Below are 12,975 nucleotides of genomic sequence, written 5' to 3'. Positions count from 1 at the left end.
TTGTTAGCGGCTGCCAGGCTGTTAGGCTTAAATGATTAACCTAAAGGGGGATGCATGGCAGTATTTGATGGTGAACATATTCGGTTTAGCTTTAGCCAATTAGGAAACGCACTGGGTAAAGCAGTGACCCCTACGCCTTTGGACAACGGCCGGCTTCTAACATACAACGCCGCGCTAGCTGATGAACTCGGCTTAACAACGGCAGACATTCACAGTGAACGCTTTCGTGCAATTCTGTCTGCGGAGGCGCCGCTTGCGGGCCGCAAACCCTTTGCAATGAAATACACAGGGCACCAATTCGGCCAATACAACCCTGAGCTCGGTGATGGTCGTGGGGTGTTATTGGGAGAGTGGCGTGATGATAATGGCACACTCTGGGACTGGCATTTAAAAGGGGCGGGAAAAACCCCCTATAGCCGCCACGGCGACGGGCGTGCGGTGTTACGTTCCACCCTCCGTGAGTATCTCGCGAGCGCAGCAATGAAGGGACTCAACATCCCTACCACGCAGGCATTAGCCATGGCCACCAGCGATACCCCGGTGATGCGCGAGCGCATCGAGACGGCCGCAACCTTACTTCGGGTCTCGGAAAGCCACGTGCGTTTCGGCCATTTTGAGTACTTGTTTTACAGCCAACAGCACGATGCACTGGGTACGCTGGCCGACTATGTCATTGCACGCCATTTTCCTGAGCTTGCCGAGGCCGAGAAACCTTATGCCGCATTGCTACAAGAAATTGTCGAGCGCACGGCAGAAATGATTGCCAAGTGGCAAGCGGTTGGTTTTAACCATGGTGTCATGAATACCGACAATATGTCGATTTTAGGCCAGACCTTCGATTATGGCCCCTATGCTTTTTTGGATGATTTCAACCCGAGCAATATTTGTAACCACACTGATTACACGGGGCGATATGCCTTTAATCAGCAGCCTGCTATCGCGCTATGGAACCTCTCTGCGCTTGGCTACGCCTTTACCCCACTGCTTGAAAGTGACGTGATTAACGACATTCTCGGCGGTTATGAACACCATCTCCAGGTGGCTTACAGCAAAGCCATGCGCGACAAACTAGGGTTGTCCGATGCACAGCGAGGGGACACTGATTTGTTCAACGCGCTTTTTTCATTGCTCGAATCTCAACAAGTCGACTACACCCTTTTCTTTCGCAGGCTCAGTGACATCAAGCAAGAGGCGCTATTAAGTGCAAAGACACTCAGCCAGTTTAACGACCTCGTATCAGATGCCGATGCCTTAACGGCTTGGTTAAGCGAATACCACCAACGGGTGGCAGATCATGACGACAACACTCGACTCGCTGGCATGCAGGCAACCAATCCTAAGTTTATTTTACGTAATTATTTGGCCCAGCAGGCGATAGAGGCGGCAGAACAAGGTGACATGCAGCCAACTCACAATTTGATGACAGTACTGGCTTCCCCGTTTGCGTCACATTCCGCGCTTGACTCCCTCGCTCGGCGTCCCGCCGATGAAGAGAAAGATATGACCCTTAGCTGCTCCTCGTAACCTAAACGTGCGCCTGAGTCATGTGCCACTGAGGCGCTCATCATCAATTCACTAAAATACGCCTCGGTGATCACCGCTCTGACAAGAAAAATCCAACAGATGTCACATTGATGCTTTCATAGGCGGCGTTTTTTGCTATCTTACTGGCTTCGCAACAGAATAAGATGTGAGGAAGGCTGTCCTCTATGCCACTGAAAACCGATGAGCTTCGAACACGTGTGGTTGATACCATGCCTACGCCTGCAGAGGTGGAAGCTGCCCACCCCATCAACGACAATGTTGCTCACCATATTACCGCCGCACGACAGGCGATCAGTCGTATTCTCAATGGCGACGATACGAGGCTGCTAGCGATTGTTGGTCCCTGCTCTGTTCATGATCCCGACGCGGCCCGTGATTACGCAGCCAAGCTTAAACCGCTCGCCGATAAGTACAGCGACCAATTATTGGTGGTGATGCGCACGTATTTTGAAAAGCCACGTACGGTTGTCGGTTGGAAAGGCCTTATCAATGACCCGCACCTTGACGGAAGCGGTGATATTCGTGCAGGCCTGTTTACGGCGCGTGAGCTCCTACTCGATATCAACAAAATGGGACTGCCGACCGCTACCGAGTTTCTCGACATGATCACGGGTCAGTATATCGCTGACTTGATCAGCTGGGGAGCGATTGGCGCCCGCACGACAGAATCACAAATTCATCGTGAAATGGCCTCTGCACTCTCCAGCCCTGTCGGCTTTAAAAATGGCACAGACGGCAATATCCGTATTGCCGTCGATGCCATTCGCGCCAGCAGAGAGTCTCACCTTTTCTGCTCACCCGACAAAAATGGCAGCATGACCATTTATCGAACCGCAGGCAACCCAGATGGGCATGTCATTTTACGCGGCGGTCATCAGCCGAACTATTACGCCGACGATGTGAAAGCCGCCGCGCAAACGCTAAGCGATTTCAAATTGCCTGGTAAGCTTGTGGTAGACTTCAGCCACGGTAATTGCCAAAAGCAGCATCGCCGCCAGCTTGATGTATGCGCGAATGTTGCTGATCAGATCCGCCATGGCGAGCAAGCGATTGCCGGTATCATGGCTGAGAGCTTCTTACAAGAAGGCAATCAAACCATGGGTGACGAGCAATCACGCGTTTATGGCCAGTCGATCACTGACCCCTGTCTGGGATGGGCCGATACCGAGCGCTTGCTCGAGCAACTGGCTGATGCCGTCGCGGCGCGCAACACCCCATAATGACTGACGATTTATCGGCGTGACTGGCTCACGCCCCAATTAGGAAAAGACTATGCCTTCATTTGATATTGTCTCTGAAATTGACAACGTTGAGCTAAAAAACGCAGTGGACAACGCCAATCGAGAGCTTGCAACTCGCTTTGATTTTCGTGGTGTTGAGGCCAGCTTCGAACTCGATAAAGAAACCGTGAAAGTAACGGCTGAAGCGGATTTTCAGGTTAACCAAATGATGGACATGTTGCGCAGTAACCTCGCCAAGCGTGGTGTTGATGCACGCGCAATGGATATCCAAGACATGGTTCACTCTGGCAAAACCTTTTATCAACAGGTGAAATTTAAAAACGGTATTGAAACGCCTGTCGCGAAGAAGATCACCAAAGCGATTAAAGATGCCAAGATGAAAGTGCAAACCCAGATTCAGGGCGAGCAAGTACGTGTCACCGGAAAAAAACGGGATGATTTGCAGGCAGTGATTCAATTAATCAAGGAAAGTGACTTTGAGCAGCCTTTCCAATTTGAAAACTTTCGCGACTAGCCCCGAGCACTTGTTATCAATAGCATAAAAAAACGGGCCTGTTAGACTTAGGCCCGTTTTATTCGGCAGCGCGTGTCAGTCGCTAAGCGCTTTTTCGTGACAACACTCGCGTCATACTACTTGTACTTGCTTTTGATTTCCTCAAGCGTGCCATCGGCGGTCGCTTGATCAATGCCCGCTTGTAGCTTTTCAACATAGCTATCTGGCGTGTTGTTACTAAAGCTATAGTAGAGCTGAGACTCATCCAAGACATGAACCACTTCAAACTGGCTAGTGTCAATATTGTTTTGGCTCATAATGAAGGCACTGACGTTTTCCTCGTACGCCCACATATCAACACGGCCCGCCGCCAATTGTTTGGCGAGTAAATCCGCTTTTGGCGAGAGGCGTAGCGCGCCTTCATCGACACCCATTGAGCGTAACAAGTGCTCACCGACGTCATCGCGTACAACGCCGACTTTATAGTTGGCAAAGTCACTCGCATTGTCGATAGTGATCCCTTTGCTTTTAGGGGCCCAGACAACAATTTTTGTGTCTGTAATCGGCCCTACCCATTTAAACTTATCTTCCCGTTCATCCGTCCGTGTGGTTGAAAACAATACGGTATTGGGCTCAGACAGTGCCGTGGCATAGCCACGTGCCCATGGCTGAATCTTCACTTGATCTCGGCTTACCGGATCACCTGCTGCTTCTGTTGCAGCTTCGAGAAAATCAACCGCAATTCCCTTTAACTCACCGCGCTCTTCATAGTTAAACGGCGGATACACCTCAGTGATATAATCAAGATCGCCTAAGTTTGCAGCGAGTGTGGTGGTTGAGAAAACCAGCAAGCTGGCGGCAATGAGTGACTTCATTGGACTACCTCTTTTAACCTTCCATTAAATGTGCTCAGCCAACATTATTATTATTAGCTCATACCAAATTGGGGAAGCTGAATAGGATAAGGCGTGGCCTTGTCACTATTCGCTCACCACCTCTAGTGTAGTCAGCTTCCATGTCCCGTGCGCAGTTTTGCCGGAGGTTGTGATCTAACTTCCGTTTTTTCTATGTACAAACGTTTGAATAATCAGACAAAAATGAGCAGTTCAGCGCTGATAACAAATTTAAACGCTCTCTCATATCCCTCTGCCGATCCCGCACAATCAAGTAAAAAAGTTGAATTAGGTCACCATTCATGCCTAAACTTTGTCCCCAATTACAGCGTAATTATGGGCTATCGCAGACTGACGCCTTTAAAGCGTTTCGCAAGGGATCATTTTTGCCACGAAGGCACCAGATAACGCCCAGTACTCATCATCGACCTAATTAAAAGACAACATCGAGTCTGATCATTCATGAATAACCAAAAACGTCCTCTCTATATTCCCTATGCGGGACCAGCCTTGCTAGAAACGCCATTGTTGAATAAAGGAAGCGCATTCAGCGTCGAAGAGCGTAAGTTTTTTAACCTCGAGGGCTTATTGCCTGACGCCATCGAAACGATTGAAGAACAAACTGAGCGTGCCTACCAACAGTATCAGCGCTTCGAGAACGATATCGACAAGCATATTTATCTACGCAACATCCAAGATACCAATGAAACGCTTTTTTACCGGTTAGTTTCCAACCATATTACCGAAATGATGCCCATCATCTATACTCCGACGGTAGGCGCAGCCTGTGAGAACTTCTCCAATATCTATCGCCGAGGCCGCGGGCTTTTCATTTCTTATCCTAACCGCGATCGCATTGATGATGTACTTAATAACGCCTCTCGTCATAACGTCAAAGTGATTGTTGTCACCGATGGGGAGCGTATTCTCGGACTCGGCGATCAGGGAATTGGCGGCATGGGCATCCCGATTGGTAAGCTGTCGCTTTACACAGCTTGTGGTGGGATCAGTCCAGCCTACACACTCCCTATTGTGTTGGATGTCGGTACCAATAACCCACAACGCCTTTCTGATCCCATGTATATGGGCTGGCGTCACACCCGCATCAGCGGACAAGAATACGATGCCTTTATTGAAGAGTTTATCCAAGCGGTTCAACGCCGCTGGCCAGATGCCTTGATTCAATTTGAAGACTTTGCACAAAAAAATGCTATGCCGATCCTGGAGCGATATAAGGATAGAGTCTGCTGCTTTAATGACGATATTCAAGGTACTGCCGCGGTGACTGTTGGCTCTTTGATTGCAGCGTGTAAAGCCGCAGGTACTAAGCTCTCCGAGCAACGCATCACATTTTTGGGCGCTGGGTCAGCCGGTTGTGGTATTGCCGAAGCGATCATCGCGCAAATGGTATCTGAAGGTATCTCCGATCAAGAGGCGCGCGCACGTGTCTACATGGTCGACCGTTGGGGGCTATTAATCGATGCCATGCCTAACTTACTCGACTTTCAGCAACGGCTGGTGCAAAAGAGCGAGGCGCTCAACCACTGGCAGTTAGAAGACAGTAACATTTCGTTGCTCGATGTCGTGCGGAATGCGAAACCGACCGTATTGGTCGGCGTCTCTGGCGCACCTGGATTATTTACCGAGGATGTGGTGAAAGAAATGCATGCCAATTGCCCACGTCCTATCGTTTTCCCTCTCTCTAACCCTACCAGCCGTGTGGAGGCAACGCCCTTTGATATTTTGCGCTGGACTGACGGCCAAGCGCTGGTTGCCACAGGGAGTCCGTTCGAGCCTGTTCGTTTAGACAATGGCAAGACCTTTCCTATTGCACAGTGTAATAACAGCTATATTTTCCCAGGCATTGGGCTGGGCGTGTTAGCGGTTGCTGCATCCCGGGTGACAGATGGCATGCTGATGGCCTCATCGCGCGCTTTAGCTGAGTGCTCGCCATTAGCCAAGCGTGGCACAGGCGCCCTGCTACCGTCGTTAGCACAATTTTAGAGACCAATGATGAATGGATTCGCTCACGCACAGGTATTGAAGCGCGCCGAGTGAGTCATGTAGAAACCTCAGAGCTCGCCACCGTTGCCGCTCAACGCGCATTAGCGGCGGCAGGCATTGAGGCAAGCCAGCTTGATCTGTTGATTGTAGCGACCTGCTCACCAGACACGCTGATCCCCAATATTGCCTCCAAAGTGCAAGGCAACTTAGGTGCACTTCGTGCCGCTGCATTTGATATGAATGCCGCTTGTACCGGGTTTTTATACGGATTAGAAACCGCAACCAAGATGCTCCAAGCTGGCCACTATCAGCATGCACTCATTATCGGCGCAGAGCATTTAACCTGGTATTTGGATTGGAGCAAACGCGATACCGCCGTGCTATTTGGTGATGGTGCCGGCGCGGTCGTGGTGAGCAAAAGCGAACAGGAAGTGGGGCTACTTGACGCGCAACTTGGTTGTGATCCAGCAGGCCGTGATGTACTCGCGATCCCTGCCTTTGGCACCGCAATGGATCGCTTCGACCCGGACAATGGCTATTTTGCGTTTGATTTTATCGGCCGTGACATTTTTAAACGCGCGGTTAAAGGCATGGGATCAGCGGCGAATCAGGTGTTAACACGGAATCAGCTCAATGCTGACGGTATTGATCTGGTCGTGCCACACCAAGCCAACAAACGGATTATCGAAACCTTATGTGAGCACGCTGGCATCGAGTTAGATAAGGCGTTTATTAATATCCAGCGCTATGGCAATACCTCAGCAGCCACGATTCCCATCGCTTTGTGCGAAGCAGTTGAGCAAGGGGCGGTCAAGCCACATAGCCAGCTACTCACCGCGGCATTTGGCGCTGGCCTGACTTGGGGCGCAGGCTTAATCCGTTGGGGCGAGCGTACAACGCCAATCGCTGAGTCTGACGCAGCGTTACCGCCAACCGATAAAACGGCACTTGAATTACTCGACAACGCCATTCGCCATTGTCAGCATAAAAAACCAGAATAAAATGTCTCACCACAAAGCCGACTTGCGTCGGCTTTGTTATTGGCATCAGGTTAGGTGTAGGAAGGCAGCGCCACGCACCCCTCCCGCATCACCGTGCTGCGCTTTGACAATATCAGGGGCGTTAGCCGCAGACAGTAGGTGTGCCGGTAAGCGTTCAGGAATCGCTTGATACAGCTCATCAAAGTTAGATAGACCGCCACCAAGCACGACCATGTCTGGATCAAACGCGGTTAATACGCCTCCCAGAGCCATGGCTAACACATCAAAGAAGCAGTCAACAAATGCCACCGCATCCGGTTCACCTTGGCGATACTGTTCGATGATTTCGATCGCTGACAACGGCTGATAAAAGTGAGCATAAAGCTGTTCAAACCCACGCCCAGATAAATAATTGTCCAAGCAACCTTTATTCCCACAACCACACGCAAACATCGGCGGGTTATCACCCAACCTTAGCCAGGCATCAATCGGCATGCGCATATGCCCGACTTCACCCGCCATTTGGTTTTTGCCATTAATGACTTTGCCATTGATCACCAAACCACCACCAAAGCCTGTGCCCAAGATTAGCCCTAACACGGTTTTCGCCGATTGCGCTTGCGCATCCCATGCTTCTGACAACGCAAAACAATTGGCGTCATTGCTAATACGCACTTCGCGCCCGACGCGTGCTTGTAGATCAGCCCGTAGCGACTGTCCATTTGCCGCGGGCACATTGACGGTCAGCACCGTTCCATCTTCTGCTTGAGAGCCTGGAATACCAATACCAATGGTTCCTTTTTGCCCTAACTCCGCATCATACTTTTCCACCAACCGCACCAATGTGTCGATTAATGCGGGGTAATCTTGCGTTGGTGTTGGGTGACGCTCGGTCGCAACACGATTGAGTTGTTTATCGAAGGCGCCAAATTCAATTTTTGTGCCGCCCACATCAAAGCCGTAATACATGGCTAAGCCACCTTAAATTGTCGTTATTTAACCAGATTATTCAGCAAACCAAGGCAAAAGTCCGTGATTAGCCCCAAGTTTCGTTGTTTTCCAACCAGACTTTTCACTCAGGGGTCGGCATCATTCACAAGGGGTCGGTCATCAAGAAAGCGCGTCAACGCATTGTCTTCCGCAAGGTGTTTTTGTCGTTTGCCTGCGAGGTATCGCTCACGAAAGACATCGAACCATTGGTTTAAGTAATCTGCCGCCTTGTGCTCTTGATTGACAGCAAGCACTTCCGCAGCCACTTCTGCTGTCGCCAGTTGGTTTTCACCGTGAGCATCGCGCACGCGATACCGAGATAATGCCTGAGGTTCAATACTTAAAACCGGAAAGTGATCAAGCCAAGGGCTTTTACGAAAGATTTTTTTCGCCTCCCGCCAAGTGCCGTCAATGATGATAAATAACGGCCGCTTCGCGCTGTCATGGATACGTGCTGGCGCCGTCATACGCGTCGGGGTTGTGTACTGAGCAGGAAAGACAATATAGGGTTGAAACGCTGAGCGGGATAACAACGCCAACATATCAGGATCAGGTTGCGTACGTGACCAGATAAACGCGTAGGTATCCGCGACGCAGTCAGCAATCAAACGTCCTGTATTACTGGGTTTTAGCACCTCATCATCGTACATGAGTAACATGAACGCGGCATGGGTCTGGCACGCTGCTCGGTACTCACACACACAGAAATGACGAACTAACATGCATGATGGGCAGCGGTCTACACCGGCGCCACGTGCGAGATAGGGACGCGTTGCACGAGCCAAACGGGCGGAATAAAGCGCATGAATAGCGTGACGCGGGGCGGATTGGCACATGGTAAAATCTGAGGTTGTAAATGGACCGCCTAGTATACCGAACTGAGGTTTGCTGTCAGTATCGCGCGGCCAAGATCACAAAAGCAGAGGAAGACAGGCATTAAACGGTAACCGTCAGGGCTTGTCACTAGCGCAGCTCGACCATGGCACCATCAAAAAGGTTTTTTACCAAGGCAACGTACTCTTCGAGAAAGCCTACCTGCTCTGCGGTCACTGGTTGCTCCCACCGACCCGCCAGCACTTCTTCCATATCTTCAACCACACGGTCAGCCTCTCGTAATATGGTGAAGCGCAATGCAGACGAAAGCCCAGGATTTTGCTCGCAAATGGTCATAATATTAGAGGCGACCAGATCGTGCACAATATCGGCAATGGTATCATCGCCAATGGCTTCACCCGGTTTTTCAAACACAGAGAGATTAAACGCAAAATGTTCGATCAGTGCTTGATACCCGTCTGAGTCTACTACCATGATTACTTGTCCTTAGACTATTCAACTATCGCTATTGTACCGTGCCCGTCGGCTATTTGCGCCTCTTGAAGGCGAAATTAGAAAGCGAGTCACGCTTCGCAGTGCTTAGTGCACTGTATACTATAAACTGATCATCGTTCTATGACATGGTGTCTGCTCACATCGTCCTCTTCCCTTTCAGTCTGGCTCGAATAAAGGGGCCGAGTGGCAACGTCAAATCATACAAACGACTGACGCCAGTCTCCTTGCAGTATAGTCTGGCTTCACTGTGATGAAAGCAAACAACACAACGCGCAATTTAACACGGATCACGCCCAAATCAATCGTTGACAAGGATGTAGGAATCGTCATGAAGGTAAATCACCCTCGCCCATTTGGTAAGAGTATCGTCAGCAAGATTGGGTTGATCATGACCTTCATCACCTTGATGGTGCTGGGCCTGTCAGTCTCGAGCTACATCATGCAGGAGCGCGTCAACCGCGATGTTGGCCGCGCTACTCATCAAGAAATCCCGAGTGCAATTATCACCATGCGCATGCAGCGTGCCGCCAGTGATATGAATGCCAGCATGCTCAAATATGTCATGGGCCGTCATGAATCGCTCGCGGTTTTTCTAGAAAGTCAGCAAGATTTTGAACAATTACTGGCTCGCCTGCGTGAGGTAAAACCCGACGCAGAGCAGCGACTTTCATTGATCAGCCAGCTTTATGAGCGCTTTCAACGTATCGCTCATCAAAAAGTCTTAACAGAGTTTGATCCGGTCGCTGAGCAATGGGCACGTAAACAGGTAATGCGACTATCCATTGATGTGGTGCGACCGATTGATAACTTGATTGCCGAATTAAAGGCCTCACAATCGCTCACACAGCCCGATAACCTGGCCGTGTTGCAATACCTTGATGAGCTGGTCGATGAAAATGGCGATATGCTGACTGAGCTTAACCAATATCTAGATGGGCGAGAAAGTAGCCGACAACGCTTTATGGAAGATATGGCAACATTCGAGCGCTATCTTTCCTTGGCGCAGTTCGAGCTCAACGACCCTGCCTCACTGAAAAAACTGTCCAACATCCGCCACCATTTCACCAGTTTAAAGCGCAGTGGTATCGCCATTTTTAATAACTATCAGCCCAGTGCCAAAGTCGGTGCCATGACCGCAGTGCGAACCTTGAGTGATCAAGAATACCAAGCGCTTGAGGATGCGCTCTCAACGTTCGCACAACAGACAGGAAAAGTGGTTACCCGCTCAATGGTTGATTTGCGTTCAATACTCCACTCAAATCAGCTCAACCTTGGCTATTTACTGATTTTTATCTTGTTCGTCAGTGGCGCGATGTACTTTTATATTTACCGCACATTCACTCAGCCGATTGCCAAACTCGCCGATTCCATGCAGCGCCTGGTGGCTGGCGATATGACCCCACCGGCCAGTAATTTTCAAGATCGGACGGATGAAGTTGGTAAGATCGCCCATGGTCTGGTGATATTTCGTGCGCATATCATTTCTCGTAATCAGGCTCGAGAGCAATTAATGGCCGAAAAAGAGCGCGCAGAAAGTGCCTCTCGCGCCAAAGCGCAATTTCTCGCCACCATGAGTCATGAAATCCGCACGCCAATGAATGGTGTGATTGGGATGCTCGATATGCTTCGTCGCTCGTCGTTAACGCCCTCTCAGCAAAGCCTGATTAGCACGGTGCGCGAATCCGCTCTTTCTTTGCTCTCCATCATTAACGACATCCTCGACTTTTCACGCACCGAGGCCGGAAAGCTGCAATTTGAACGTGTCACCTTTTCTTTGTCCGATACCGTAGAGCAAGTGATGGACACCGTCAGCCATCATGCCAATAAGCGAAAGGTGACACTGTCACTATTCATTAACCCTCACCTCCCCGATCAACTGGTGGGCGATCCCAACCGATTAAAACAGGTGCTGTTTAATCTGGTTGGTAATGCGATTAAGTTCTCTGGTGGCCAGCACCGTCAGCCTGGTTTTGTAACAGTTAATATTGACGCGATAGATAACCCACAGGCGCAAAAAGCACAGCTGGTGTTTACCATCACCGATAACGGGATCGGCATTGCACCAGATAAACTCGACACTATCTTCCAGCCATTCAGCCAAGCGGAGTCGTCTACCACCCGAGAGTTTGGAGGCTCAGGGCTCGGCTTAGCCATTTGTAAGAATATTATCGATCTCCTCGGCGGTGAGATTGACATTGAGAGTGAGCAGGGAAACGGCACACGATTTACCGTGCGTATCGATTATACGGTAAACCCATTGGCAGAACCTGCAGAGCGACCGATTAGTCGCGAGCATGCGCAACAATTATCGGTTGCAGTGGATATTCCTCAAGACGCACTCAATCACGCGGTGTGCCGCTATCTGGAGCACTTGCATATCGCTTATCACCATGATTCATCGCCGTCGAAAGTGGACAAGCAACTGGCCACACACCGGTTATTGATTACCACCCACGCCGAGCCAAGTACATTAATCGCTGAACGCGCGGTCGATCATGTGATTGCGCTCAAACATACCTTATCGCTGGCAACCCACCCTGATAAACGCATCGTAGAGCTGTTTGCCTCACCATTAACCTATCGTCGTCTGGTCCACGGTCTACGTGTATGCCTTGGGCTTGAAAGTCCCGATATCAGTATGTTGGCGGAATCTGACGCTATGTTGCCTCTTCCCGACGAGGCAGAAGCCAAAGCACGCGATCCCGAACGCACTCGCGGGTGTATTTTAGTCGCAGAGGATAACCCCACGAACCAACAGGTACTCACCCAGCAACTCCATTATCTTGGCTATGAGGTGGTGATGGCGGATGATGGTGACCAGGCACTCACAGCGTATCAACACCATCAGGTGGATCTTGTCCTGACCGACTGCCATATGCCCAACAAGGATGGCTATGCACTCACCGCGGCTTTACGCGAGATCCAAGGGGCATCGGGTTGGGTGCCTATTATCGCCATTACCGCCAATGCGCTCAGTGGTGAAGAAACACGGTGTTTTGAAGCAGGCATGGACGATTACATTACCAAGCCCATTGAGCTGGATCCGCTTGACGAACGCTTAACCTATTGGATTAACCGTCCACACGCGACGACGCGACCGACGCCACCCCCTGTGACAGCCAGCGCCGACGCGCCATCTATACTCGATCCAACGGTGGTTGATCGCTTATATGGCGGACAGCAACACGCCTATCAAGACATTGTGAATGTTTTCCTCAAACGTAGCGTCCCTGGCCTACGCGCCCTCGCGCAATCGCAAACGCCTTTTGAACACTGGCAAGCATTAAAAGAGGCGGCACACAAACAGAAATCTGCCGCAGGCAGCATTGGTGCGACAGCGCTTCACCAAGCCTGTCTTGAGGCCGAACAAGCCGCTAACAATCAGCAAACAGAAGCACTTGTTCAGGCATTAACCCGTATCAACACGGTACTTGATCATTTGCTGGAGGTATTACCGCGTGATCCTCAATGACCCAATATACGCGGTCACAGACAGATGA

Annotated in this window: 9 protein-coding genes and 1 pseudogene; 6 read left to right on the top strand and 4 right to left on the bottom strand. The window is 50.4% G+C overall.

Annotated features, from left to right (window positions below):
* The first annotated feature begins 54 nt into the window (after positions 1-54).
* From WN56_RS01035 to WN56_RS01025, 3 genes are all read left to right on the top strand, one after another.
* Positions 55-1,524 (top strand): YdiU family protein, encoded by a 1,470-nt coding sequence (locus WN56_RS01035; protein ID WP_046073203.1) that lies wholly within the window; start codon positions 55-57, stop codon positions 1,522-1,524.
* Between the two features lie 185 nt (positions 1,525-1,709).
* Complete coding sequence (locus WN56_RS01030) at positions 1,710-2,765, top strand: 3-deoxy-7-phosphoheptulonate synthase (RefSeq protein ID WP_046073202.1); 1,056 nt, start codon at positions 1,710-1,712, stop codon at positions 2,763-2,765.
* A 52-nt stretch (positions 2,766-2,817) separates the two neighbouring features.
* Positions 2,818-3,300, top strand: a complete 483-nt coding sequence (locus tag WN56_RS01025; protein ID WP_046073201.1) for a YajQ family cyclic di-GMP-binding protein — start codon at positions 2,818-2,820, stop codon at positions 3,298-3,300.
* A 116-nt stretch (positions 3,301-3,416) separates the two neighbouring features.
* Here the strand turns inward: WN56_RS01025 and WN56_RS01020 are convergent, their stop codons facing one another.
* The gene (locus WN56_RS01020) at positions 3,417-4,154 is read right to left on the bottom strand and encodes an ABC transporter substrate-binding protein (RefSeq protein ID WP_046073200.1); all 738 of its coding nucleotides are present in this window, start codon (positions 4,152-4,154) and stop codon (positions 3,417-3,419) included.
* Between the two features lie 480 nt (positions 4,155-4,634).
* Here WN56_RS01020 and WN56_RS01015 point away from each other — a divergent pair.
* Both WN56_RS01015 and WN56_RS01010 read left to right on the top strand, forming a co-directional pair.
* A pseudogene (locus WN56_RS01015) lies at positions 4,635-6,170 on the top strand (NAD-dependent malic enzyme); the annotation flags it as partial.
* The gene (locus WN56_RS01010) at positions 6,116-7,177 is read left to right on the top strand and encodes a ketoacyl-ACP synthase III (RefSeq protein ID WP_046073199.1); all 1,062 of its coding nucleotides are present in this window, start codon (positions 6,116-6,118) and stop codon (positions 7,175-7,177) included. The pseudogene WN56_RS01015 and the gene WN56_RS01010, both read left to right, overlap by 55 nt.
* Positions 7,178-7,222: 45 nt before the next feature.
* On the opposite strand, the gene nagK is transcribed toward WN56_RS01010, so the two are convergent.
* The 3 genes from nagK to WN56_RS00995 all read right to left on the bottom strand — a co-directional run bounded on the left by nagK (position 7,223) and on the right by WN56_RS00995 (position 9,454).
* Positions 7,223-8,125, bottom strand: a complete 903-nt coding sequence (gene nagK / locus WN56_RS01005) for an N-acetylglucosamine kinase (protein ID WP_046073198.1) — start codon at positions 8,123-8,125, stop codon at positions 7,223-7,225.
* A gap of 107 nt (positions 8,126-8,232) precedes the next feature.
* The gene (locus tag WN56_RS01000) at positions 8,233-8,982 is read right to left on the bottom strand and encodes a tRNA-uridine aminocarboxypropyltransferase (RefSeq protein ID WP_046073197.1); all 750 of its coding nucleotides are present in this window, start codon (positions 8,980-8,982) and stop codon (positions 8,233-8,235) included.
* 127 nt (positions 8,983-9,109) lie between these two features.
* Positions 9,110-9,454 carry a DUF3802 family protein gene (locus WN56_RS00995; RefSeq protein WP_046073196.1) on the bottom strand — a complete coding sequence of 115 codons (345 nt, stop codon included), beginning with the start codon at positions 9,452-9,454 and terminating at the stop codon, positions 9,110-9,112.
* Between the two features lie 349 nt (positions 9,455-9,803).
* Here WN56_RS00995 and WN56_RS00990 point away from each other — a divergent pair, with 349 nt between their 5' ends.
* Positions 9,804-12,947: an ATP-binding protein gene (locus tag WN56_RS00990; protein ID WP_052707985.1), complete on the top strand. Its 3,144-nt coding sequence runs from the start codon at positions 9,804-9,806 to the stop codon at positions 12,945-12,947.
* Positions 12,948-12,975: the final 28 nt, after the last annotated feature.

This window comes from Salinivibrio sp. KP-1 (genome assembly GCF_000968645.1).
Lineage (GTDB): Bacteria > Pseudomonadota > Gammaproteobacteria > Enterobacterales > Vibrionaceae > Salinivibrio > Salinivibrio siamensis.
Note: the sequence above shows the minus strand (reverse complement) of the source record. Positions and strands in the feature narration are given on the sequence as shown.